Consider the following 23,524-nt stretch of genomic DNA (forward strand, 5'->3'; position numbering starts at 1 on the left):
CACACGAGATCGTGTGAAACCCGGCTGAGCACGAACAACCAGCAAAAGCTGTTTGTTCGTCATCAACCAAAGGAAAAACTCGGCACCACTCCCACCCCCCACCCGAACGGGCAAGGAACGAAGCGATGCGACGAGGTAAAAATTGGCATCGATTCTTGACACGCTGTTGAGTTCTCAAGGTCCGGACGCGCACCCACGAGCACCTCATCGAGGTGATCGCCGGGGCTGTTCCGTGGGAGTTGCTGTCTGCGGCGCTCTCGCTCCGCGGCAACCACTCCAAGTTACCCTCTCCGTTCCGTCCCGGTCAAACTCGCTCCGTGCGGGGCTCGCTGTCCGGTGGGGCCGGCCACGCGCTCTCCGTGCACCGTGGTGCTCGGGTCCTGCGTGGGGGATGTCAGCTCGGTGGTCCGGCCTACTTGGTGCGGGGCTGGACGGCCCTGCCGCTTGGTGTCCGGTTCGCCCTCTCGGGCTGACGTCGAGAACAGTAGATGACTCCTCGCGCAGAACACAAATCCGCTGCCCCGCCGCACGCCGCCTTTGCCCAGAACGCGACGAACCCCGCTGCAGCACAGCGGGGTTCGTCGTCAGATCGTCAGCTCAGGCGCTTGGCGACGCCTCGACGAGCCCCGCCGCGAGGTTCTTGCGCCCTCGCCGCAGCACGACGACGCCGCCCGCGAGCACGTCGTCGGCGCCCAGCACGGCGTCCGGGTCGGAGACCTTGGCCCCGTTGACCGAGGCCCCGCCCTCCCCCAGCGTCCGTCGCGCGGCGTTGCGGGAGTCGGCGAGGCCGACCGCGACGAGCGCGTCGACGAGGGGCATCCCGACGGTCACGGCACCCGAGGGCAGCTCGGCCGCGGCGTCGCGCAGGGTCGGGCCGTCGAGCGCCCGCAGGTCACCCTTCCCGAAGAGCGCCTCGGCCGCGGCCCGCGCGGCGTCGGTCGCGGCCTGCCCGTGCACCAGCGCGGTGACGTCCTCGGCGAGCGCCCGCTGGGCCGCCCGCTTCCACGGCTCCGCCTGCACCTGGCGCCCGAGGTCCTCGATCTCCTCGCTCCCCCGGTCGGTGAAGACCTTGAGGAGGGTGACGACCGAGGCGTCCTCGACGTTGAGCCAGTACTGGAAGAAGGCGTAGGGGCTGGTCATCGACGGGTCGAGCCAGATGGCGTTGCCCGCGCTCTTGCCGAACTTCTCGCCCGAGGAGTCCGTGAGCAGCGGGGTCGTCAGCAGGTGGACCGAGGCGCCCTCGACGCGGTGGATGAGGTCGGAGCCGGCGGTGAGGTTGCCCCACTGGTCGTTGCCGCCGGTCTGCAGCGTGCAGCCGAAGTCGCGGTAGAGCTGGAGGTAGTCCAGCCCCTGGAGCAGCTGGTAGCTGAACTCCGTGTACGAGATGCCCTCGTCGCTGTTGAGGCGCGCCGCGATGGCGTCCTTCTTGACCATCTGGTTGACCCGGAAGTGCTTGCCGACGTCCCGGAGGAAGTCCAGTGCCGACATCGGCGCCGTCCAGTCGAGGTTGTTGACGAAGACCGCCGGGTTGGCCTCGTCGCCCCCGAGGAACGGCTCGACCTGGCGGCGGATGTTCGCCACCCACTCGGCCGTCTGCTCCTTGGTCTTGAGCACCCGCTCGGCGGTGGGCCGCGGGTCGCCGATCAGCCCGGTCGACCCGCCCACGAGGCAGATGACGCGGTGCCCCGCCCGCTGGAGGTGGCGCAGCAGCACGAGCTGGACGAGGTTGCCGAAGTGCAGCGACGGCGCCGTCGGGTCGAACCCGCAGTACGCCGTGATCGGCCCGTCGGCGAGTGCGGTGCGCAGCGCGGACTCGTCGGTGGACTGCGCCACCAGCCCCCGCCACTGCAGCTCGTCGAGGATGTCGGTCACGGTGCGCGCTCCTGGGGTCGTCGGGTGCCGGCGGTGCGCCGGCCCGGCCAAGCCTGCCACGCGGGGCGCCGACGCCGCCCCGGGGTCCGGCGGTGCGTCATGCTTGCGGCTCGTGACCGCCCCCACCCCCTCGCCCCGCCCCGACCTCACGGACTTCGTCGCCGGCCTGCCCAAGGCCGAGCTGCACGTGCACCACGTCGGCTCCGCCTCGCCGCGCATCGTCGCCGAGCTCGCGGCCCGCCATCCCTCCAGCCCGGTCCCGACCGATCCCGAGGAGCTGGCGCGGTTCTTCACGTTCACGGACTTCGCGCACTTCGTCGACCTCTACCTCGCGACCGTCGACCTCGTCCGCACCGACGACGACGTCCGGATGCTCACCTACGAGGTCGCGCGGGAGCTGGCCGGCCAGAACGTGCGCTACGCCGAGCTGACGATGACCCCGTACACCTCGGTCGTGCGCGGCATCCCCATCGAGGCCTACACCGCCGCGATCGAGGACGCCCGGGTGGCCGCCGATCGCGACCTCGGCGTCGTCCTGCGATGGGTCTACGACATCCCCGGCGAGTCGGGGCGGCCCGCCGCCGACGCGACGCTCTCGCACGCCCTCGACCACGGTCCCGGCGCGCTCGTCGGCTTCGGCCTCGGAGGGCCCGAGATCGGCGTCCCCCGGCCGCAGTTCGAGCCCCACTTCGCCGCGGCGCGGGCGGCGGGCCTGCACTCGGTGCCCCACTCGGGCGAGTCGACCGGTCCGCAGTCGGTGTGGGACGCCCTCCTCCTGCTCGGTGCCGAGCGCATCGGCCACGGCACGTCGTCCGTGCAGGACCCCGCGCTGCTCGCGCACCTCGTCGAGCACCGCATCCCGCTCGAGGTCTGCCCCACGAGCAACGTCGCGACCCGGGTCGTGGAGCGCCTCGAGGAGCACCCGATTCGCGCCATGGTCGAGGCCGGCGTCGTGGTGACGGTCAACAGCGACGACCCGCCGATGTTCGGGACGACCCTGAACCGCGAGTACGAGGTCGCCGCTGCGCTGCTCGATCTCGACGCCGCCGGGGTCGCCGACCTCGCGCTGGCAGCGGTCGACGCCTCCTTCGCGCCGGACGCCGTGCGCACGGCCCTCTGCGACGAGATCCGCGCCTACGCGGCGTCAGCCCCGGCCTGACGCCGGGCGGCGGCGGGCGACGGCCGCCCGGTAGGGGCTGACCGTCGGCTCGCCCGCGAGCCAGAACCGCCAGGGGAACGCCGCCCCGTCGCCGCCGGCGCCGCTCACGCCCACTCGCGGCCCGGTCGCGACAACGGCCGGGTCCGGGGGGTCGGCCAGCACGAGCCGGCCGTCCGTGGCGGGGTCGAGGAGGTCGAGCCCGTTCTGCTCGCGTCCGAGCGCGAGCGTGCGCGTGAGCCGCGCGGGTCCGCGGGCGAGGTCGCGCGCCCGCACGCCGGGGCGCCGCTCGGCGGCGGTCGCGTGGCCGTCCACGACCTCCCCGGCCCGCAGCAGGACCGCCGACGCGCTGCCCTCGGGGCCGGTGACGACGTTGGCGCAGAAGTGCATCCCGTAGGTGAAGTACACGTAGAGCAGCCCGGCCCGGCCGAACATCACCTCGGTGCGCGGGGTGCGGCCTCGGAAGGCGTGCGACCCCGGGTCCACCGACCCGGCGTAGGCCTCGACCTCGGTGATCCGCAGCGTCACCCCCGCGTGGGTCAGGTGCGCGCCGAGGAGGCGCGGGGCGACGTCGAGGACGTCGCCCCGCAGCACCTCGGCCACGCCGGGCACGGGGTCAGCGGGCCCGCGGCAGGTCCCGCGACCAGTCACGGGCAGCCGCGACCAGCGCCTCGACACGCTCGAGCTGCTCGGCCACCCGGGCCGGTGCGGTCCCGCCCAGCGCGGACCGCGAGGCCATCGACCCCTCGACGCTCAGCACGTCGCGGACCCCGGGCGTCAGGTGGGGCGAGATGGCCGCGAGGTCGTCGTCGTCGAGGTCCCACAGCTCGATGCCACGCTCCTCGCACGCGCGCACCGACTCGCCCGCGACCTCGTGCGCCACGCGGAAGGGGACGCCCTGGCGCACGAGCCACTCGGCGACGTCGGTGGCCAGCGAGAAGCCCTCCGGCGCGAGCGAGGCCATCCGCTCCGTGTGGAAGGTCAGGGTGGCGACCATGCCGGAGAACGCCGGCAGGAGGACCTCGAGGGTGTCGACGGCGTCGAACACCGGCTCCTTGTCCTCCTGGAGGTCGCGGTTGTAGGCCAGCGGAAGCGCCTTGAGGGTCGTCAGCAGCCCGGCGAGGTCGCCGACGAGCCGGCCGGCCTTGCCGCGGGCCAGCTCGGCGACGTCGGGGTTCTTCTTCTGCGGCATGATGCTCGACCCGGTCGAGTACGCGTCGTCGAGCGTGACGAAGGAGAACTCCTTGGTCGCCCAGAGGATGACCTCCTCCGCGAGCCTCGAGACGTCGACGGCGGTCATCGCGCAGACGAACGAGAACTCGGCGACGAAGTCGCGCGAGGCAGTGCCGTCGATGGAGTTCTCGACCGCGCCGGCGAAGCCCAGGTCGCTCGCGACGGCCTCGGGGTCCAGGCCGAGCGAGGACCCGGCGAGCGCGCCGGAACCGTACGGGGACAGCGAGGTCCGCGCGTCCCAGTCACGCAGGCGGTCGACGTCGCGCAGCAGCGGCCAGGCGTGCGCGAGCAGGTGGTGCGAGAGCAGCACGGGCTGCGCGTGCTGGAGGTGGGTGCGCCCCGGCATCGGCACCCCGAGGTGGGTGCGGGCCTGCCCGACGAGGGCCTCGACGACGTCGAGCACGAGCCCGGCGACGACGCGGGCGTGTTCGCGCAGGTACATCCGGAAGAGCGTGGCCACCTGGTCGTTGCGCGAGCGGCCGGCCCGGATGCGGCCCCCGACGTCGGCCCCGGCGCGCTCGATGAGCCCGCGCTCGAGGGCGGTGTGCACGTCCTCGTCGGACTCGGCGGGGACGAACGCGCCCGACTCGACGTCGGCGCGCAGCCGCTCGAGGCCGTCGAGCATCGCGTCGAGCGTGGCGTCGTCGAGCAGACCCGCGGCGTGGAGGACGCGGGCGTGCGCGCGGGAGCCGGCGAGGTCGTGCGGCGCGAGCCGCCAGTCGAAGTGCGTCGACTTCGAGAGCGCGGCGAGGGCGTCGGCCGGCCCGCCGGAGAACCGTCCGCCCCAGAGGCTCACGGAGGCGGCGGGGTCGGCGTCGGGCGGGGTCACGGGGTGTCCTTCCGGGTGTACGACAGGAGCCGGTCGACCACCTCGCGGCTGCGGGCGGGGCCGGACGTGATGACCATGATGGTGTCGTCGCCGGCGATCGTGCCGAGCACCCCCTCGACCGAGGTGTGGTCGATGGCCGACGCGAGGAAGTTCGCAGCGCCCGGCGGAGTCCGCAGGACGACGAGGTTGCCCGAGTGCTCGGCGGCCACGAGCAGCTCCTGGCACCGGGATGCGAGGCGTGTGGTGCGCTCGTCCTCGTCCGGTGCCGGGCGCACGGTCCGGTCGCCGCCCTCCCCCGGCACGGCGTAGACGAGCGACTTGCCGACCCGGACGCGCTCGGCGCCGACGTCGACGAGGTCGCGCGACAGGGTCGCCTGCGTCACCTCGATGCCGTCGGCCGCGAGCAGGTCGAGCAGCTCGGTCTGGCTGCGGACCGGCGTGGACTGGAGGATCTCGGTGATCCGCTGCTGGCGGGCGGCGCGCGAGGTCGAGACGGTCACGCGCTCGCCCCGGCCTGCTCGACCAGCCAGGACAGCAGCGCCTTCTGGGCGTGCAGCCGGTTCTCGGCCTCCTGCCAGACGACCGAGCGCGGCCCGTCGATGACCTCGGCGCTCACCTCGTAGCCGCGGTACGCGGGCAGGCAGTGGAGGAAGACCGCGCCTGCGGCCGCGTGCGCCATCAGCGCGTCGTCGACGGCGTACGTCGTGAACGGGCTGCCCTCGCCCTTGCGGTCGTCGGCTTGGGCCTCCTGGCCCATCGAGACCCAGGTGTCGGTCGCCACCGCGTCGGCGCCGGTGATCGCCTCGACGGGGTCGTCGGTGACATGGACCGAGCCGCCGGTGGTGGCGGCCAGCTCGCGGGCGCGCTCGACGACGTCGGCGGCCGGCGGGTGGCTCGCGGGGGTGCCGATGCGCACGTGCAGGCCGGCGGTGACGCCGCCCAGCAGGTAGGAGTGCGCCATGTTGTTTGCGCCGTCGCCGACGTAGGCCAGGGTGCGGCCCGGCAGGTCGCCGAGCGCCTCGCGCAGGGTCAGCAGGTCGGCGAGGACCTGGCACGGGTGGAAGTCGTCGGTCAGCGCGTTGACCACCGGCACACCGGCGTACGCCGCCATCTCGGCGAGGTCGGACTGCGCGAAGGTGCGCCACACCACGGCCGCGGACTGCGGCCCGAGGATGCGGGCCACGTCGGCGACCGACTCGCGCACCCCGACACCGGCCAGGCGCCCGTCGACGACCATCGGGAAGCCGCCGAGGCCCGACACGGCGCCGACGAACGACACCTGCGTGCGCAGCGTCGGCTTGTCGAAGAGGATCGAGACGGTGCGCGGTCCCTCGAGCCGGCGGTCCGAGAACGGCTCGGCCTTGAGCGCGAGGGCGCGGTCGAGCACGGCGGCCTGCTCGGCGGGCGAGAGGTCGTCGTCGCGCAGGAAGTGGCGCAGGGTCATCGGGTCTCCTCCGTGGCGAGGTCGAGCAGCCCGGGCAGGGAGTCGACGAACAGGTCGAGCTGGCCGGCGGTGACGACCAGCGGCGGGGCGAGGCGGATGGCGTCGGGCGCCACCGGGTTGAGGATGAGACCGGCCTCGCGGGCGTGCGCGGCGACGGCCGGCGCCCAGTCGCCGGCGAGCGTGACGGCGCGCAGCAGGCCCGCGCCGCGCACGCCGGTGACCCGCGGGTCGGCGAGGGCCGCGATGCGCTGCTCGAGGTGCTCGCCCATCGCCCGCGCGTGGTCGACGAGCCCCTCGGACTCGATCGTGTCGAGGACCGCGAGCCCGGCCGCGCACGACAGGGGGTTGCCGCCGAAGGTCGAGCCGTGCTGGCCGGCGGTGAGCATCCCGGACACCTCGGGCCCGAAGGTGACGAGCGCACCGATCGGCACGCCGCCGCCGAGGCCCTTGGCGAGGGTCATCGCGTCGGGCACGACCCCGGCCTGCTGCCAGGCGAACCAGGAGCCGGTGCGGCCGACGCCGGTCTGGATCTCGTCGAGGACGAGCAGCGCGCCGGCCTCGGTCGTGACCCGGCGGGCCGCGCGGAGGAACTCCGGCGAGGCCGGCACGACGCCGCCCTCGCCCTTGATCGGCTCGAGGACGACGGCGGAGGTGTGCTCGTCGACGGCGGCCTCGAGCGCCGCGACGTCGCCCCACGGCACGTGGACGACGCCGGGGATGAGCGGCTCGAAGGGCTCGCGGTAGGCGGGCTTGTGGGTGAGCGCCAGCGCACCCGTCGTGCGGCCGTGGAAGGCGCCCTCGGCGGCGACGATGCCGGTGCGCCCGGTGCGCCGTGCGAGCTTGACCGCGGCCTCGATGGCCTCGGTGCCGCTGTTGCAGAAGAAGACCGCCGACCCCGCAGGTGCGTCTGCCACCTGGAGGATGCGCTCGGCGAGCTCGACCTGCGGGACCGAGGTGTAGAAGTTCGAGACGTGGACCAGCTGGCCGGCCTGCTTCGAGACGGCGGCGACGAGCGCCGGGTGGTTGTGCCCGAGCGCGTTGACGGCGAGGCCGCCGACGAGGTCGAGGTAGCGACGGCCGTCGACGTCCCAGACCCACGCGCCGTCACCGTGCTCGAGGACGAGCTGGGGGCGGCCGAAGACCTGGACGAGGGCGGACTCGTAGCGGCCGAGGAGCTCCTCGGTGTGCGGGGCGGGCTGTGCCTCAGGCATCCTCGCCCTCCTCCCGGTCCGGCAGGACCATCGTGCCGATGCCCTCGGAGGTGAACACCTCGAGGAGGATGCTGTGCGGCTGGCGGCCGTCGACGACGTGCGCCTGCGGGACGCCGTTCTCGACCGCGCGGATGCACGCCTCGAGCTTCGGGATCATCCCGGCGTCGACGCGGGTGAGCAGCTCGCGCGCGGCGCCCGCCCGCAGCTGCGACAGCAGCGAGCCGCGGTCCGGCCAGTCGGCGTAGACGCCCTCGACGTCGGTGAGGACGACGAGCTTGCGCGCGCCGAGCGCGACCGCGAGGGCGGCGGCGGCGGTGTCGGCGTTGACGTTGAGCACCTGGCCGTCGACCTCGAGGTCCGGGGCGATCGTCGAGACGACGGGGATGCGCCCGGCGTCGAGCAGGTCGAGCACCGCGCCCGGGTCGACCTCGACGACGTCGCCGACGAGGCCGATGTCCTGCTCCTCGCCGTCGATGGTCACGCCGCGACGCCGGGCACCGAAGAGACCGGCGTCCTCGCCGGAGAGCCCGACCGCGACCGGCCCGTGCTGGTTGAGCAGGCCGACGAGCTCGCGCCCGACCTGCCCGGTCAGCACCATCCGGACGACGTCCATCACCTCGGGGGTGGTGACGCGCAGGCCGCCGCGGAACTCGGACTCGAGGCCCAGCCGGTCGAGCATCCCCTTGATCTGGGGGCCGCCGCCGTGGACCACGACGGGTCGCAGCCCGGCGTAGCGCAGGAAGACGATGTCCTGCGCGAACGCCGCCTTGAGCGCGTCGTCGGTCATCGCGTTGCCGCCGTACTTGACGACGACGAGCGCCCCGCGGAAGCGCTCGAGCCAGGGCAGCGCCTCGACGAGGGTGGTCGCCTTGGACTGCGCGACGCGCAGGGCCGCGGCGTCGATCGCGCCGCGGAGCGACTGCTGCTCGGGTGGGGTCATCGGTCCGCTCCGATCAGGTGGAGTAGGCGGAGTTCTCGTGGACGTAGTCGTGCGTGAGGTCGTTGGTCCAGACGGTGGCCGTGGCGTCGCCCGCGTGCAGCTCGACGACGACGCGCACCTCGCGGGCCGTGAGGTCGACGAGGGAACGGTCCTCTCCCACACCGCCGGAGCGGCACACCTGCACGCCGTTCATCGCGACGTCGAGCGTCGCGGGGTCGAACGCGGCGGCGGTCGTGCCGACGGCCGCGAGCACCCGGCCCCAGTTCGGGTCGTTGCCGAAGACCGCGCACTTGAAGAGGTTGTTGCGCGCCACCGCCCGGGCGACCTCCAGCGCGTCGTCCTCGGTGGCGGCCGAGCGCACCTCGACGGCGATGTCGTGGTGGGCGCCCTCGGCGTCGGCGACGAGCTGCCGGGCGAGGTCGGCGCACACCGCGGTGACGGCCTCGGTGAGGGCGGCGGGCTCGGCCTCGACACCGGAGGCCCCCGATGCCAGGAGGACGACGGTGTCGTTGGTCGACATGCACCCGTCGGAGTCGACCCGGTCGAACGTCTCGCGAGTGGACGCGCGCAGCACGCCGTCGAGGGCGGCCGGGTCGACGACGGCGTCCGTGGTCACGACGACGAGCATCGTCGCGAGGGCGGGCGCGAGCATCCCCGCGCCCTTGGCCATGCCGCCGACCGCCCAGCCGTCGGGGTGCACCTCGACGGCGGTCTTCGCGACGGTGTCGGTGGTCATGATGGCCTCGGCCGCGGCCGCTCCCCCGTCGTCGGCGAGGCCGGCCGCGGCGGCATCCACGCCGGGCAGCAGGAGGTCCATCGGCAGCCGCTCGCCGATGAGGCCGGTCGAGCAGACGACGACGTCGCCGGGGGCGACCCCGAGGGCGGCGCCGACGTGCTCGGCGGTGCGGTGGGTGTCCTGGAAGCCGGGCGCCCCCGTGCAGGCGTTGGCGCCGCCGCTGTTGAGGACGACGGCGTCGGCCCGGCCGTCGGCGACGACCACGCGCGACCAGGTGACGGGTGCTGCCTCGACCCGGTTGCTCGTGAAGACGGCGGCGACGTGGTGGTCGGGGCCGTCGTTGACGACGAGCGCGAGATCCGGGCGGCCGGAGGCCTTGAGCCCGGCCGTGACCCCGCTGGCGCGGAAGCCCTTCGGCGTGGTGACGGACATCAGCGCAGACCTCCCGAGAGCGAGCTGGGCGTGACGACGAAGCCGGCCTTGCGCCACGCGGCCGACGCGTCGGCCGTGCGCTCGGACGGGACGAGCACCCAGTCGGTGTCGAACGTCGAGATGCCGAGCACGCTGATCTGCGCGTCGACGAGCGGGGCGAGGATGTCGGCGAAGACACCGACCGCGGAGAAGTCGAGCGGGCCGGCGACCTCGACCGCGCGGAACGGGCCCTCGGTGCGCGCGCCGGCCGGCACCGAGGCGCTGGCGCAGACGACGGAGGTCTCGTCGGCCGTGCGGGTCAGGGACGCGAGGGGGCCGGTGCTCCAGTCGAACGCCGGCTCCTCCCCGCTGGGCAGGCGGACCACCGAGACGTCCTCGGGGTGCTCCATGAGGTGCAGGGGCATCGCGCTCACGGGGCCACCCCCGCAACCGGCAGGCCGGTGGTCTCGGGGAGGCCGAGTGCGAGGTTGAGGCACTGGACGGCCGCGCCGGCCGTGCCCTTGGCGAGGTTGTCGACCGCCGCGACGACGACGACCCGTCCGACCCGCTCGTCGAGGACGACCTGGAGGTGCACGCAGTTGCTGCCGAGGACGCTCCCCGTGCTGGGCCAGCGCCCCTCCGGGAGGAGGTGCACGAAGGGCTCGTCGGCGTAGGCGGCCTCCCACGCCGCGCGGACGGCCGCCGCGCTCGTGCCGGGCGTCACCCGGGCCGTGGCGGTCGCGAGGATGCCGCGCGGCATCGGGGCCAGCGTGGGGGTGAACGAGACCGTCACCTCGCCCGCACCGCAGGCGCCGAGGTTCTGCTCGATCTCCGGGGTGTGCCGGTGCACGCCGCCGACGCCGTAGGGCGACATCGCGCCCATCACCTCGGCGCCGAGCAGGTGCGGCTTGAGGACCTTGCCGGCGCCCGAGGTGCCCGAGGCCGCGACGACGGTGATGTCGCCCGGCTCGACGACGCCGGCGACGAGGCCGGGGGCGAGGGCCAGCGACACCGCGGTCGGGTAGCAGCCGGGGACGGAGATCCGCGTGGCCCCGGTGAGGGCGTCGCGCTGCGGACCGTCCGCGGTCGGCAGCTCGGGCATCCCGTAGGGCCACGAGCCGGCGTGCGGGGTGTCGTAGAAGGCGGTCCAGGCCGCGGCGTCGCGCAGCCGGAAGTCGGCGCCGCAGTCGACGACGACGACGTCGTCCGGCAGCTCGGCGGCGAGGGCCGCGGAGTGGCCGTGCGGCAGGGCGAGGACGACCGCGTCGTGCCCGGTGAGGACCTCGACCGTCGTCTGCTCGAGCACCCGGTCGGCCAGCGGCGTGAGGTGGGGGTGGATGCCCCCGAGGCTCTGGCCCGCGTTGCCCGCGGCGGTGACCGCCCCGACCTCGAGCCCGGGGTGCGCGAGGAGGAGCCGGAGGACCTCTCCCCCGGCGTACCCGCTCGCTCCGGCGACGGCGACACGCTGCGTCATGTGCATGACCATACAGGACTCGGTACATCCATGCACATGCGGTCCGGGCGCCGACCCCGCACGTGCGGGGTTATCGCTGTCCGATCAGCCCTCCGACCACGAAAAGCCCGCACGTGCGGGGTTATGGCTGTCCGATCGGCACGCCGACCACGGAAAGCCCGCACGTGCGGGGTCATCGCTGTCCGATCGGCACGTCGACCACGGAAAGCCCGCACGTGCCGGGTTGTCGACGGCTGCGGCCGGGGAGGCGTGCAGGATTCGACACTTTCGTCGGTCCGTGCACGCGCCTGGGGAGCGTGACCCGGGACCCGGGACGCGGTGGGTCAGGCCAGGGGGTCGTCCGGACGCAGGACGAGGTAGAGCATTCGCTCCCCCGGCTCCAGCCCGCGCTCGGCCATCGCCCGCAGCGACGCCGGGGTGTCGACGCCGGCGCGGACGAAACGGCCGGAGAACGCGTCGAGCTCGCCCGACGCGAGGGCCAGCACGAGCGCGGTGACCTCCTCGGGGGAGGTCCACTCGGTGCGCCCGGCGTGCGCCTCCATCGACTCGGTCATGTCGGTGCGGACGACACCCGGCATGAGGTCGAAGGCCCGGATGCCGCGATCCCACCCCGCGAGGTGCGTCGACCCCGTGATGCGCGCCAGCGCCGTCTTGCTCACGTTGTAGGCGCTCGCCTCCGCGCCGGCCCGCCGGCCGGCCCCGGAGTTGAGGTTGACGACCCGACCGCTGCCCGCGGCGAGCAGCTGCGGGGCGACGGCCCACGTCACGAGGTAGGCGCCGAGGACGTTGACCTCGACGGTGCGCCACCACTCGTCGGGGTCGGAGGCGAAGAGGTCGACCTCGGTGTCGATGACCCCCGCGTTGTTGACGAGGAGGTCGATGCGACCCTGCCGCTCGACGACGTCGGCGACCCACTCCTGCACCGCAGCCCGGTCGGTGACCGGCGCGACGGCGGACGAGCCGCGCTCGACGACCCAGCCGGCGTCCTCGAGCGCGTCCGCGACGGCCCGGCCGATGCCCCGCGAGGCACCGGTGACGACGGCGACGAGGTGCCCGCCGCGGCCGGCCTCCTCCTCGGTGTCCGGCTCCGGGGTCACGTCGCCGTCGTCGTCGACCGGCTCGTCGAGGACGTCGGTCACGCCCGCTGCACCGCCCCGTGGACGCGCGCCGCCTCGGCCACCGCCGCGTCACGCAGGGCGGAGACCTCGTCGGTCGTCATCGTGCGCTCGGGGCTGCGGAAGGTCAGCCGGTAGGCCAGCGAGCGCCGGCCCTCCCCGACCTGGTCGCCCTCGTACACGTCGAAGAGCCGCACCTCCTCGAGGAGGTCGCCGCCCCCGGCGACGAGCGCCTCGTGGACCTGCGCGGCGGGCACCGACGCGTCGACGACGAGCGCGACGTCGCTCTGCGCCATCGGGTACGTCGCGAGCGTCGAGGCCGTGACCGGCCGGTCGGCCGCGACCGTGAGGGCATCGAGGTCCAGCTCGCCGCCGACCGTGCGGGCGGGCAGCCCGAGGGCCGCGACGACCTTGGGGTGGAGCTCGCCGACGTGGCCGAGCACCGTGCCGTCGGCCAGCGAGACCCGTGCGCACCGGCCGGGGTGCCAGGGCATCACGGCGTCGGAGGTCACGACGACCTCGACGGCCAGCGCCTCGGCGAGCGCCTGCACGAGCTCGAGGACGTCGACGACCTCGGCCCGGCGCCCGGCGCCCCACCAGCCGGCGCGGTCGCGGTCGCCCGCGAGGAGCACCGCGAGGTGGCGCGGCTGCGGGGGCACGGCGTCGCGGATGGCCGCGAGCGTCGCGTCGGACGGGTGGACGCCGACGTCCTCGGTCGGGGCCGCCTGCCGCGGGCCGGTGAGGGCCGTGACGAGCCCGAGCTCGAAGAGCGCGACGTCCTTGGCGCCCCGGGAGACGTTGCGGCGCAGCGCGTCGACCATCGTCGACACGAGCGAGGTGCGCATCCACGGCTGCTCGTCCGAGAGCGGGTTGGCGATGCGCACGGTGCGCGCCGACTCGGCGGCGACGTCGAGCCCGAGCGCGACCCAGCGGTCCTCGCCGACGAACGGCGCTCCCCACACCTCGGAGAGGCCCTGCGCGGCGAGCAGGTCGGCGACGGTGCGCCGCACCCGCTGCGCGTGCGTGAGCCCCGATCCACCCGGTGGCGTCGGCAGGACCGACGGGATGCGGTCGTACCCGTGGATGCGGGCGACCTCCTCGACGAGGTCCTCGGCGGTCGTGAGGTCGGGGCGCCACGTCGGCGGGAGGACCGTGAGCAGGTCGCCGTCGGCCGCGACCGTGCAGCCGATCTGCTCGAGGACGCCCACGACGGTCGCGGCGTCGTACTCCACGCCGACGATGCGCGACGGGAAGCCCACCGACATCGGGATGGCCGCCGGCGGCTCGACCGACCCGGCGTCGGTGACCTCGTTGCCGGCCGTGCCGCCGCCGTACTCGACGAGCAGCTCGACCGCGAGCTGGAGCGCCGCCGGCGCGAGCTCGGGGTCGACGCCGCGCTCGAAGCGGCGCGAGGCTTCCGACGGCAGCCGGTGCCGGCGGGCGCTGCGCGCGATGGTCACCGGGTCGAAGTGCGCCGCCTCGAGGAGGACGTCGGTCGTCGAGCCGGACACCTCGGTGCTCGCACCGCCCATGACGCCGGCGAGCCCGATCGGCGTCCCGCCGCCGTCGGTGATGAGCAGGTCCTCCGGGTCGAGGGCCCGGTCGACGTCGTCGAGCGTCGTCAGCCGCTCCCCCGGCCGGGCGCGGCGCACGACGATCTTCTCGCCGAGGGTCGCCAGGTCGTAGGCGTGCAGCGGCTGGCCGAGCCCGAGCATCACGTAGTTCGTCACGTCGACGGCGAGCGAGATGGGGCGCATGCCGGCCTCGGTGAGCCGGGTGCGCATCCACCCCGGCGTCGGCGCCGCGACGTCGAGGCCGCGGACGACCCGCGCCCCGAACCGGTCGCAGCCCGCACGGCCGCGGATGGGCGCGTCGTCGGCGAGCTCGACGGGGTAGCCGCTCGGGCTCGCCGGCGGGACGCGCCGCGCGAGGTCGGCGACGGGGTCCGAGAACGCCGCGCCGGTGGCGTGGCCGTACTCGCGGGCCACGCCGCGCACCGAGAAGCAGTACCCGCGGTCGGGCGTCACGTTGACCTCGACGGTCTCGCGGTCCAGCCCGAGCAGGGCGATGGCGTCCGCACCGGGCACGCAGCGCTCGAGCATCGCGGGGTCGTCGGCGTAGCGACGGGTCAGGACGATGATGCCGTCGTGGTCCTCGCCGAGCCCGAGCTCGCGCTCGGAGCAGATCATCCCGGCCGAGACGTGGCCGTAGGTCTTGCGCGCCGAGACCTCGAGCGGACCCTGCGGGGTCGGCAGCACGCCGCCCGGGAGGATGACGACGACGAGGTCGCCCGCCTCGAAGTTGTGCGCGCCGCAGACGATGCCCTGGGGCTCGCCGGTGCCGTTGGCCGACCCGACGTCGACCGAGCACCAGTTGATCGTCTTGCCGTTCTTCTGCGGCTCCTTCTCCAGCGTCAGCACCCGCCCGACGACGAGGGGGCCGGTGACCCCGCCACCGTGCAGCCCCTCCTCCTCGAGCCCGACGGCGACGAGGGAGGCCGCGATGTCGAGACCCGTGGCCTCCTGCGGCACCGCGACGTACTCGCGCAGCCAGTCGACCGGAACCCGCATCAGATCTCCATCCCGAACTGCGCGTCGAAGCGCACGTCACCCTCGATCATGTCGCGCATGTCGCTGACCCCCGTGCGGAACATCAGCGCGCGGTCGATACCCATCCCGAACGCGAACCCGGTGTAGCGGTCCGGGTCGACCCCGCAGGCCAGCAGCACGTTGCGGTTGACCATCCCGCAGCCACCCCACTCGATCCAGCCGGTGCCCTTGCACGTGCGGCAGTCGGGGTCCTCGCCGCGGCAGACGAAGCAGCGCAGGTCCATCTCGGCGCTGGGCTCGGTGAACGGGAAGAAGGAGGGGCGCAGGCGCGTGGTGATGTCCGCGCCGAACAGCTCGGCGGCCAGCCGGTCGAGGGTGCCCTTGAGGTGGGCCATCGTGATGCCCTCGTCGACGGCGAGGCCCTCGACCTGGTGGAAGGCCGGCATGTGCGTGGCGTCGAGCTCGTCGGTGCGGAAGACCCGGCCGATGGCCGCGACGTAGACCGGCACCCCGCGCTCGAGCAGGGTGCGCGCCTGCACCGGCGAGGTGTGCGTGCGCAGGATCAGCCCGTCCTGCGGGGGGTCGACGTAGAAGGTGTCCTGCATCTGGCGGGCCGGGTGGTCGGCGTCGAAGTTGAGGGCGTCGAAGTTGAACCACTCCGCCTCGATCTCCGGGCCCTCGACGACCTCCCAGCCCAGGCCGACGAAGAGGTCGGCGATGCGCTGCGACATCAGCTCGATGGGGTGGCGGCGGCCCAGCGGGCGGCGGCCGCCCGGCAGGGTGACGTCGAGCGCCTCCTCGACGAGGATGCGCTCGTCGCGCTCGGCCTCGAGCTCGGCCTGCCGCGCGGTGAAGGCCTGCCCGACGCGGCCGCGCGCCTGCCCGACGCGCTTGCCGGCCTCGGCCTTGGCGCTCGGCGGCAGGGCGCCGATCTCGCGGTTGGCGAGGGCGAGCGGGCTCTTGTCGCCCTGGTGGGCGCCGCGGACGGCCTTGAGCTCCTCGAGGGTCGTCGCGCCGGCGGCGGCGGCGAGCGCGGCCTCGACGGCGGCGTCGATCGTGGTGGGGTCGAGGGCGGCGACCTCGACGGGGTCGTAGCTGGTGTTGGGTCCGGACATCTGTCTGCTTCCACGTCGGTCGGGGTCGGCGGCACCGAGTCTAGGGAGCGGCGCGCCGGTGGCTGGACGGGGTCGTGCCCCCGGGCGCGGGAGCCGGTCGCAGGGACCGGCTGCGGGGTGCGGCGCTCAGGACGCGCGCGACAGCGGGCCCGAGGGCCTGATAAATCGCTGCGGAGCGGTGGTCACGCGCCCACCCTAGCCGCAGGGGCGCTCAGTGCGCCGAGCGCTCCGCCGCGGGCGCGGGCACGGGCGCGGCGCCCGAGGGGCGCGCGGGCCAGGCCGAGACGACCACGACGACGAGCAGCCCCACCGCCGCGACGGCGAGGAAGGCGCTCGGGGCGCCGTAGTGGTCCGCCGCGAAGCCGGCGAGCGGGGCGCCGACGGCGCCGCCCCCGGTGAGGGCCGAGCCGTGCCAGCCCATCGCCTCGCCGCGCACCCGCACCGGGACCGCCCGGACCGCCTCGTCGACGGTCGCGGTGATGGTCGGCGCGCAGAGCAGGCCGGCGACGAGGGCGAGGACGCCGAGCTGCAGCGGCGTCTGCGCGAGGGCCATCGGGGCCGTGACGACGACGAGCGTGAGCAGCAGCCACCGCGAGGGCACCTCGCGCGAGAGCGCCCCGTAGACGAGGCCGCCGACGAGCGACCCCAGGCCCCAGAGCACGATGACGAGCCCGAGCGCCGAGACCTCGCCGAGCTCCCGGACGGCGGCGACGAAGCCGAGGTCGGAGCCGGAGAGGACGACGGCGGTCGCGAGGACGCTGAGCAGCACCGGCAGGAACGGCCCGAAGAGCCAGGTCCGGCGGCGCACGCTGGTGTCGTGGCTCTCGCGCTCGGCCTCGCCGCGCAGGGGCGGGTCGACGAGCCACAGGACCGCCCCGGCGAGCACGCCGAGCACCTGGACCCAGAAGAGCACCCACGTGCTGCCGTACTGCGTGACCGCCCACACCCCGACGGCGGGAGCGGTCATGAAGACGAGCTCGAGGGCGGCGGAGTCCAGCGAGATGGCCGTGCGCCGGTCCTGCTCGGGCACGACGGCGATGACCGCCTGCCGGATGATCGAGGTGACCGGGACGAGGAAGAGCCCACCGATCGTCGCGAGCACGAGCAGGACCCAGTAGCCGACGAAGGGCGCCGCCAGCCAGCACGCGCCGGAGACGAGGACCGAGGGGCCGACGAGCGCCCGCAGACCGCGGCGGTCGAGCAGCTTCCCGCGCCAGGGGCTGCCGAGGGCGATGGCGACGGTCACCAGACCACCGACGAGCCCGGCCTGCGTGTAGCTGCGACCGAGGGTCGTGACGACGTGGACGGTCAGCAGGACCGGGGTCGCGAACAGGGCCAGGCGCGAGAAGACGCCGAGGAGCAGGGTGCGCCGCAGCGACGGTCTGGAGAGGACGCGCCGGTAGGGCGCCAGGGTCACCGTCGTCACCCGCACACTCTGTCACCGCCGCGGCCCGCTCGCCATCCGGGGAACTGCCCGGACCGGCCCCGAGATGCCCTGTCGCTCACGGCCGTCGCAGCAGGTCGGCGGGGTGATGATGGCGATGGAGGATCCGACCTCGAGAGGAACCCGATGACGAACGACCCGTACGAGAACCCCGACCAGCTCGGCACGCCCACCGGCTCCACCATGTCGAACGGCGCGCCCACCGAGAGCGACGAGCACAGCCTCAGCCTGTCCCCCAACGGGCCGCTGATGCTGCACGACGTGCACCTGCTCGACACGCTCGCGCACTTCAACCGCGAGAACATCCCCGAGCGCAAGCCGCACGCCAAGGGCTCCGGCGCGTTCGGCACCTTCACCGTCACCCACGACATCACGAAGTACACGAAGGCCGCGGTCTTCCGCCCGGGGGCGACCTCTCGCACGCTCGCCCGGTTCTCGACCGTCGCGGGTGAGCTCGGCTCCCCCGACACCTGGCGCGACGTGCGCGGGTTCTCGGTGCGCTTCTACACCGAGGAGGGCAACTGGGACCTCGTCGGCAACAACACCCCGGTCTTCTTCCTGCGCGACCCCATGAAGTTCCCCCACTTCATCCGCAGCCAGAAGCGCCTGGCCGACTCCGGCCTGCGCGACGGCACGATGCAGTGGGACTTCTGGACCAACTCCCCCGAGTCGGCCCACCAGGTCACCTACCTCATGGGCGACCGCGGGCTGCCCCGCTCGTGGCGGTTCATGAACGGCTACGGCTCGCACACCTACCTCATGAGCAACGAGGCCGGCGAGAAGCACTGGGTGAAGTTCCACTTCCACACCCAGCAGGGGGTCGAGAACCTCACGAACGAGGAGGCCGAACGGATCTCCGGGGCGGACTCCGACTACCACCGCCGCGACCTGTTCGAGGCGATCGACCGCGGCGACAACCCCCGGTGGACGATGTTCATCCAGGCGATGCCGTACGCGGACGCGAAGGACTACCGCTACAACCCGTTCGACCTGACCAAGGTCTGGCCGCACTCGGACTACCCGCTCATCGAGGTGGGCACCTTCGAGCTGAGCGAGAACCCGGTCAACCACTTCGCGCAGATCGAGCAGGCCGCGTTCGCGCCGAGCAACATCGTCCCGGGCATCGGCTTCTCGCCCGACAAGATGCTCCTCGCGCGGGTCTTCTCGTACGCCGACGCGCACCGGGCCCGGGTGGGCACCAACGCCCACCAGCTCCCGGTCAACCGGCCCCTGCCGGAGGTCGAGGAGAAGGCCAACCACCTCGTCTTCGACGGCGCGATGACCTACGAGGTCAAGGGCGGCCCCACGTACATCCCGAACAGCATGGGGCGCGGGCACTCCACGTTCCAGGGGCCGGTCGCCGAGGGCTGGGAGGCCGACGGCGAGATGGTCCGGCAGGCGTACGTCCTCCACGCCGAGGACGACGACTGGACCCAGGCCGGGATGCTCGTGCGCGACGTCTTCGACGACGACCAGCGCAACCGCTTCGTCGACACCGTCGCCGGCGCGCTCGGCGGCGTCCGGGAGGACGTGCTCGAGCGGGCGTTCGCCTACTGGAAGAACGTCGACGCCGAGACCGGCAAGCGCATCGAGGAGAAGGTGCGATCCGGCGAGGGCGACCCCATCCCGGGCGCCCCGGACGAGGACAAGGCGGTCGTCGAGCGACCGCTGCACGAGAGCGCGGCCCGCTGACCCGCTAGCCGACGTCGGGGAACGTGGCCCGGAGGCGTGCACCGCCTCCGGGCGCGTCCTCGACGACGACCTCACCACCGTGGGCCTCGACGAGCCCGCGCACGAGGTAGAGCCCGAGGCCGGTGCCGTGCTTGGCGCCCGCCTGCCAGAACCGGGAGAACACGAGCTCGCGGTGCTGCGGCGCGATGCCGTCACCGTCGTCGCTCACCGTGACGTCGACCGCGGCCGGCCCGTCCCAGTGCGAGCGCTCGGCGGACAGCCGCACGGTCCCCTTGCCGTGGCGCAGCGCGTTGTCGACGAGGTTGGTCATCACCTGCTCGAGGCGGTCCGGGTCGGCCCACACCACGTCGAGCCCCTCCTCGACCTCGACCTGGAGCTGCTCGCGGTCCATCCCGGCGGCCACCCGACGCTCGACCTGGCCCTCGAACCGGGTGCGCAGGTCGAGGGGCTGCGGGTGGACGGTGAGCCGGCCGGTGCCGATCCGCGAGGTGTCGAGCAGCTCGGTGATCAGGCGCGTCACGCGGTCGGCGTCGGCCTCGATCGTCTCGAGCATGAGGCGCTTCTGGTCGTCGGTGAACCGGTCCCAGTTGCGCAGCAGCGTGCTCGAGAAGCCCTTGACCCCGGTCAGCGGCGAGCGCAGCTCGTGGGCGACGGAGGTGAGGAGCGCGGCGGACTCCTTCTCGGCGCGGCGCCGGCCCTCGGCGTCGCGGATGCCGATGACGACCGAGCGGACCGGGCCGCAGCGCCACTCGCGGACGTACTTCGCCGTGACGAGGAGCTCGCGGCCGCTCGGCAGCACGAGGAGCCGCTCGCGGTGCCCGGTGCGGGTCTCGAGGCCCTCCCAGGGCGAGGACAGCTCCCACCAGGAGTCGCCCCCGAGGTCCTGCAGGGGCAGCGCCTCGACGACGTCGCGGCCGACGACGTCGGCGGCGCGCAGGCCGGTGATGCGCTCGGCCCGGCTGTTCATGAAGCGCACGATCCGCTTCGGGCCGACGGCGGCGACGAGCCCGTCGGGGATGAACTCCAGCCCGTTGGCGGCCAGGTCGTCGGGGACCATGAACCGCTCCGTCATGGGTCGCACGCTACCTCCCGGACCCGCCGGACCGCAGCACACCCGCCGAGGCGTAGAGGCAGATCGTCGCCGCCATCGCGAGGTTGAGCGACTCGGCCCGACCGTGGATCGGGACGCTGACGACCTCGTCGCAGAGGGTGCGGGTCTCCTCCGGCAGCCCCCACGCCTCGTTGCCCATGACCCAGCAGTGCGGGCCGGTGAGGTCGGCGTCGGGCAGCGCGGTGCGGCCCGTGCCGTCGGCCGCGAGGGTCCGCACGCCCCGCTCCCGCAGGGCCGCGAGGGCCCCCTCCACCTCGAGCCCGGTGACGACGGGCAGGTGGAAGAGGGAGCCGGCCGTGGAGCGGACGACCTTCGGCGAGAGGATGTCGACCGAGGAGTCGCTGACGAGGACGGCGTCGGCGCCCGCCGCGTCGGCGCCGCGGATCACCGTGCCGGCGTTGCCCGGGTCGCGGACGTTGGTCAGCAGGACGAGCAGGCGGGGGCCGGCGTCGAGGACCGCGCCGAGGGTGAGCGGCTCGTCGTCGACGACCGCGAGCACGCCCTGCGGCGCCTCGGACTCGGCCATCCCGGCGAGGACCTCGGCGCTCACCTCGTGCAGCCACAGCTGCGCGGCCCGGGCCGGCGCGACGATGTCGTCGGCGTACCTGGCCGCGGCCTCGGGGGTGAGGTAGAGGTCGCGGACCCGGCCGGCGGCGTACCGGACGGCCTCGCGCACGCCCTGTGGTCCTTCGACGCAGAAGCGGCCGGTGCGCTGTCGCACCGACCGCTTCTGCAACGAGCGGACCGCCTTGACCCGGTCGGACCGGGGGTTGGTCAGCACTCGGGGGTCGCTCAGGCGGAGGCCTTGGCGGGCTCGCGGGCCGGCTGGTTGGCCTTCGAGAGCTCGACGAGCGCGGCGAACGCGGCCTCGTCGTTGACCGCGAGCTCGGCGAGCATGCGGCGGTCGACCTCGACCTCGGCGGCCTTGAGGCCCTGGATGAAGCGGTTGTAGGTCATGCCGTTGGCGCGGGCCGCGGCGTTGATCCGCTGGATCCAGAGGCGACGGAAGTCACCCTTGCGGGCCCGGCGGTCGCGGTAGGCGTAGCCGAGGCTGTGCTGGACCTGCTCCTTGGCCTTGCGGTACAGGCGCGAGCGCTGCCCGCGGTAGCCGCTGGCCCGCTCGAGGACGACCCGGCGCTTCTTCTGGGCGTTGACCGCCCGCTTCACGCGTGCCACGTGAGTTCTCCTTGCTCTGCTTCGTCAGTAGGTGGGGGTGGGTCGGCTCACTTGCCGAGGAGCTTCTTGATCTTCGGGGCGTCGGCCGGCGAGACGAGGACGTCCTTGGAGAGGCGACGGGCCTTCTGCGGCGTCTTCTCGTGGAACTTGTGCACGTGGCCGGCCTGCTCGCGCATGACCTTGCCCGAGCCGGTGATCCGGAAGCGCTTCTTCGTGCCGCTGTGGGTCTTGTTCTTCGGCATGGTGCCGATCTCTCCTTGCGTCGGTGGTGCGTCGGGGGTGTGTCTGTCGGGGGGCGGGCGTCAGCCCGCGGTGGTGGTCTCGTCGGCCGTCGCGGCCGGCTCGGCCGCGGTGTCCTCGGAGACGGTCGCCTCGTCGCTCGTCGTGGTCTCGTCGAGCGGCTCGTCGGCGGCGGCGTGACCGGCCTTGGCCTCGTCGCGCTTCTTGCGCTGCTCGGCCATCGCCTGCGCCTTCTTCTTCGTCGGCGCGAGGACCATGACCATGTTGCGGCCGTCCTGCTTCGGCTGGGACTCGACGATGCCGAGCTCCGCGACGTCCTGCGCGAGGCGCTGGAGGAGGCGGAAGCCGAGCTCGGGGCGCGACTGCTCGCGACCGCGGAACATGATCGTCACCTTGACCTTGTCGCCGCCCCCGAGGAACCGGACGACGTGGCCCTTCTTGGTGCCGTAGTCGTGCGGGTCGATCTTCGGGCGGAGCTTGATCTCCTTGATGACCGTGTTGACCTGGTTCTTGCGTGCCTCACGGGCCTTCATGGCGGCTTCGTACTTGTACTTGCCGAAGTCCATGAGCTTGGCGACCGGGGGCTTGGCCATCGGCGCGACCTCGACGAGGTCGAGGTCCGCCTCCGCCGCGAGACGGAGCGCGTCCTCGACGCGGACGATGCCGACCTGCTCGCCGTTGGGGCCGACCAACCGCACCTCGGGAACCCGGATGCGGTCGTTGATGCGTGGCTCGCTGATGTGCTTCTCCTTCGTCACGTCCTGCGAATCGGTGCCCGCCGGCACGAGAAAGGCTCCTCGCGCCGGGTGCGAGGAGCCTGTCGTTTCCGACCGGCCCACCACGGGATGCCGCGGCACACCCTCTGCGGGTGCGCACGACGTCTCGTCGCGGACCGGGAACCCGGCGACCCTGGGGTCGACGCGGGTGGAAGCGGGGCTTCTCTTGCACACCGCCCCGTGACGAGGCGGTCGGTCAGCGGTCAAGGCTACCAGCAGCGGCCCTCGGGCCGAAATCGCTCAGACGATGCGGAAGGCGAGGCCGTCGACGCGGGCCCGCAGCTCGCCGTCGGTGGCGAGCCGCTCCCCCACCCGGGTGGCGACCGCCCGCACCTCGTCCGCGTCCAGCCCGGCCCGCAGGTGGAGCACGATGCCGAGCACGCCGGCGCCGTGCGGGGCGCCCTCCTCGACCTCGTGGCCGGCGACGGCGGGCTCGTCGGCGAGGGCGGTGGCGACCGCCCGGGCGACGAAGGGGTCCGTGTGGGCCGGCTCCCACGCCCGCTCCTGCGCCAGCGCCCAGAGCATCGAGGGCCGCAGCACCCTCGTCGCGGGGCCGGCGACGTCGACGACGAGGACGTCGCAGCCCTCGGAGACCGCCGCCTGGGCGGCGCGCGCCGGCGTGACCGGCACGGGTCGGGCGGCGGCGTCCCACGCGGCGAGCGAGTCGGCGCCGGTGAAGACGGGCAGGGCGCGCGAGCCGTCGGGGGCGACGAGGGTGACCGCGGCCATGTCGACGCCCTTCTCGACGGCGAGCGGGCCGGTGGCGTCGACCTCGGTCGGCTCGGCGACGACCGGCACGAGGAGGCGGCCGTCCTCGAGCGCGCGCATGAGCGCGAGGTCGTCGCCCGGGGCCGCGAGGAGCGCCCGCAGCGCCGGGTCGGCCTCGCCGGTGTCGGACTCGAAGCCGGACGGGCTCAGCTCGCGCCGCTGCCACGGGGTGCCCGCGGAGTCGCTCGCGGCGCCGCTGGTCTCGGGATGGTCGTCAGGCACGTCCGCCACG

Annotated in this window: 22 protein-coding genes; 2 read left to right on the plus strand and 20 right to left on the minus strand. The window is 73.9% G+C overall.

Annotation, left to right across the window (positions count from 1 at the left end):
• Positions 1-597: 597 nt before the first annotated feature.
• Positions 598-1,872 (minus strand): tyrosine--tRNA ligase, encoded by a 1,275-nt coding sequence (gene tyrS, locus IG69_RS0116990; protein ID WP_030529364.1) that lies wholly within the window; start codon positions 1,870-1,872, stop codon positions 598-600.
• Between the two features lie 112 nt (positions 1,873-1,984).
• Here tyrS and IG69_RS0116995 point away from each other — a divergent pair, with 112 nt between their 5' ends.
• On the plus strand, positions 1,985-3,031 hold the full coding sequence (locus tag IG69_RS0116995; RefSeq protein WP_030529365.1) for an adenosine deaminase: 1,047 nt from the start codon (positions 1,985-1,987) through the stop codon (positions 3,029-3,031).
• On the opposite strand, the gene IG69_RS0117000 is transcribed toward IG69_RS0116995, so the two are convergent.
• From IG69_RS0117000 to IG69_RS0117060, 13 genes are all read right to left on the minus strand, one after another.
• Positions 3,017-3,640, minus strand: a complete 624-nt coding sequence (locus IG69_RS0117000) for a DNA-3-methyladenine glycosylase (RefSeq protein ID WP_036830556.1) — start codon at positions 3,638-3,640, stop codon at positions 3,017-3,019. The genes IG69_RS0116995 and IG69_RS0117000 overlap by 15 nt on opposite strands.
• Before the next feature lie 4 nt (positions 3,641-3,644).
• Positions 3,645-5,090, minus strand: a complete 1,446-nt coding sequence (argH, locus tag IG69_RS0117005) for an argininosuccinate lyase (RefSeq protein ID WP_036830527.1) — start codon at positions 5,088-5,090, stop codon at positions 3,645-3,647.
• The gene (gene argR, locus IG69_RS0117010; RefSeq protein ID WP_030529368.1) at positions 5,087-5,590 is read right to left on the minus strand and encodes an arginine repressor; all 504 of its coding nucleotides are present in this window, start codon (positions 5,588-5,590) and stop codon (positions 5,087-5,089) included. The genes argH and argR overlap by 4 nt, the downstream gene beginning before the upstream one ends.
• Positions 5,587-6,534: an ornithine carbamoyltransferase gene (gene argF / locus IG69_RS0117015; protein ID WP_030529369.1), complete on the minus strand. Its 948-nt coding sequence runs from the start codon at positions 6,532-6,534 to the stop codon at positions 5,587-5,589. Before argF ends, argR begins: the two co-directional genes overlap by 4 nt.
• Positions 6,531-7,745: an acetylornithine transaminase gene (locus IG69_RS0117020; RefSeq protein ID WP_030529370.1), complete on the minus strand. Its 1,215-nt coding sequence runs from the start codon at positions 7,743-7,745 to the stop codon at positions 6,531-6,533. Before IG69_RS0117020 ends, argF begins: the two co-directional genes overlap by 4 nt.
• On the minus strand, positions 7,738-8,685 hold the full coding sequence (gene argB / locus IG69_RS0117025; RefSeq protein ID WP_030529371.1) for an acetylglutamate kinase: 948 nt from the start codon (positions 8,683-8,685) through the stop codon (positions 7,738-7,740). The genes IG69_RS0117020 and argB overlap by 8 nt, the downstream gene beginning before the upstream one ends.
• 13 nt (positions 8,686-8,698) lie before the next feature.
• A complete protein-coding gene (gene argJ / locus IG69_RS0117030; protein ID WP_030529372.1) occupies positions 8,699-9,853 on the minus strand; it encodes a bifunctional glutamate N-acetyltransferase/amino-acid acetyltransferase ArgJ in 1,155 nt (384 codons plus the stop codon).
• Positions 9,853-10,257: an ACT domain-containing protein gene (locus IG69_RS0117035; RefSeq protein WP_030529373.1), complete on the minus strand. Its 405-nt coding sequence runs from the start codon at positions 10,255-10,257 to the stop codon at positions 9,853-9,855. Before IG69_RS0117035 ends, argJ begins: the two co-directional genes overlap by 1 nt.
• Positions 10,258-10,262: 5 nt before the next feature.
• Positions 10,263-11,306: an N-acetyl-gamma-glutamyl-phosphate reductase gene (gene argC / locus IG69_RS0117040; RefSeq protein ID WP_030529374.1), complete on the minus strand. Its 1,044-nt coding sequence runs from the start codon at positions 11,304-11,306 to the stop codon at positions 10,263-10,265.
• A 323-nt stretch (positions 11,307-11,629) separates the two neighbouring features.
• Entirely contained in the window at positions 11,630-12,445 is an 816-nt protein-coding gene (locus IG69_RS0117045) for an SDR family oxidoreductase (protein WP_245616185.1), read from the minus strand.
• On the minus strand, positions 12,442-14,991 hold the full coding sequence (pheT, locus tag IG69_RS0117050; RefSeq protein ID WP_030529376.1) for a phenylalanine--tRNA ligase subunit beta: 2,550 nt from the start codon (positions 14,989-14,991) through the stop codon (positions 12,442-12,444). The genes IG69_RS0117045 and pheT overlap by 4 nt, the downstream gene beginning before the upstream one ends.
• Positions 14,991-16,085, minus strand: coding sequence for a phenylalanine--tRNA ligase subunit alpha (gene pheS / locus IG69_RS0117055; RefSeq protein WP_030529377.1), 1,095 nt, complete (start codon positions 16,083-16,085; stop codon positions 14,991-14,993). The genes pheT and pheS overlap by 1 nt, the downstream gene beginning before the upstream one ends.
• Positions 16,086-16,296: 211 nt before the next feature.
• A complete protein-coding gene (locus IG69_RS0117060) occupies positions 16,297-17,511 on the minus strand; it encodes an MFS transporter (RefSeq protein WP_036830531.1) in 1,215 nt (404 codons plus the stop codon).
• 144 nt (positions 17,512-17,655) lie between these two features.
• Between IG69_RS0117060 and IG69_RS0117065 the strand changes: the two genes are divergently transcribed.
• A complete protein-coding gene (locus IG69_RS0117065) occupies positions 17,656-19,221 on the plus strand; it encodes a catalase (RefSeq protein ID WP_030529379.1) in 1,566 nt (521 codons plus the stop codon).
• A gap of 4 nt (positions 19,222-19,225) precedes the next feature.
• Here the strand turns inward: IG69_RS0117065 and IG69_RS0117070 are convergent, their stop codons facing one another.
• The 6 genes from IG69_RS0117070 to IG69_RS0117095 form a co-directional block, all read right to left on the minus strand.
• Positions 19,226-20,293 carry a sensor histidine kinase gene (locus tag IG69_RS0117070; RefSeq protein ID WP_036830533.1) on the minus strand — a complete coding sequence of 356 codons (1,068 nt, stop codon included), beginning with the start codon at positions 20,291-20,293 and terminating at the stop codon, positions 19,226-19,228.
• Between the two features lie 10 nt (positions 20,294-20,303).
• Positions 20,304-21,113 (minus strand): TrmH family RNA methyltransferase, encoded by an 810-nt coding sequence (locus IG69_RS0117075; protein WP_030529381.1) that lies wholly within the window; start codon positions 21,111-21,113, stop codon positions 20,304-20,306.
• Between the two features lie 11 nt (positions 21,114-21,124).
• Positions 21,125-21,508, minus strand: coding sequence for a 50S ribosomal protein L20 (rplT, locus tag IG69_RS0117080; RefSeq protein ID WP_030529382.1), 384 nt, complete (start codon positions 21,506-21,508; stop codon positions 21,125-21,127).
• A gap of 47 nt (positions 21,509-21,555) precedes the next feature.
• Positions 21,556-21,750 (minus strand): 50S ribosomal protein L35, encoded by a 195-nt coding sequence (gene rpmI, locus IG69_RS0117085; protein WP_030529383.1) that lies wholly within the window; start codon positions 21,748-21,750, stop codon positions 21,556-21,558.
• A 60-nt stretch (positions 21,751-21,810) separates the two neighbouring features.
• Positions 21,811-22,533 (minus strand): translation initiation factor IF-3, encoded by a 723-nt coding sequence (gene infC / locus IG69_RS0117090; protein WP_084696895.1) that lies wholly within the window; start codon positions 22,531-22,533, stop codon positions 21,811-21,813.
• A 231-nt stretch (positions 22,534-22,764) separates the two neighbouring features.
• Positions 22,765-23,514: an SseB family protein gene (locus IG69_RS0117095; RefSeq protein WP_030529385.1), complete on the minus strand. Its 750-nt coding sequence runs from the start codon at positions 23,512-23,514 to the stop codon at positions 22,765-22,767.
• Between the last annotated feature and the right edge of the window lie 10 nt (positions 23,515-23,524).

Source organism: Phycicoccus jejuensis, from assembly GCF_000720925.1.
In the GTDB taxonomy this organism is placed as follows: Bacteria; Actinomycetota; Actinomycetes; order Actinomycetales; family Dermatophilaceae; genus Phycicoccus; species Phycicoccus jejuensis.

Excerpts from the sequence above, each read along its gene's own strand:
- argF (WP_030529369.1), bottom strand. The coding sequence starts at position 6,534 with ATGACCCTGCGCCACTTCCTGCGCGACGACGACCTCTCGCCCGCCGAG.
- IG69_RS0117020 (WP_030529370.1), bottom strand. The coding sequence starts at position 7,745 with ATGCCTGAGGCACAGCCCGCCCCGCACACCGAGGAGCTCCTCGGCCGC.
- argB (WP_030529371.1), bottom strand. The coding sequence starts at position 8,685 with ATGACCCCACCCGAGCAGCAGTCGCTCCGCGGCGCGATCGACGCCGCG.
- argJ (WP_030529372.1), bottom strand. The coding sequence starts at position 9,853 with ATGTCCGTCACCACGCCGAAGGGCTTCCGCGCCAGCGGGGTCACGGCC.
- IG69_RS0117035 (WP_030529373.1), bottom strand. The coding sequence starts at position 10,257 with ATGCCCCTGCACCTCATGGAGCACCCCGAGGACGTCTCGGTGGTCCGC.
- argC (WP_030529374.1), bottom strand. The coding sequence starts at position 11,306 with ATGACGCAGCGTGTCGCCGTCGCCGGAGCGAGCGGGTACGCCGGGGGA.
- pheT (WP_030529376.1), bottom strand. The coding sequence starts at position 14,991 with ATGCGGGTTCCGGTCGACTGGCTGCGCGAGTACGTCGCGGTGCCGCAG.
- pheS (WP_030529377.1), bottom strand. The coding sequence starts at position 16,085 with ATGTCCGGACCCAACACCAGCTACGACCCCGTCGAGGTCGCCGCCCTC.
- IG69_RS0117065 (WP_030529379.1), top strand. The coding sequence starts at position 17,656 with ATGACGAACGACCCGTACGAGAACCCCGACCAGCTCGGCACGCCCACC.
- IG69_RS0117070 (WP_036830533.1), bottom strand. The coding sequence starts at position 20,293 with ATGACGGAGCGGTTCATGGTCCCCGACGACCTGGCCGCCAACGGGCTG.
- rpmI (WP_030529383.1), bottom strand. The coding sequence starts at position 21,750 with ATGCCGAAGAACAAGACCCACAGCGGCACGAAGAAGCGCTTCCGGATC.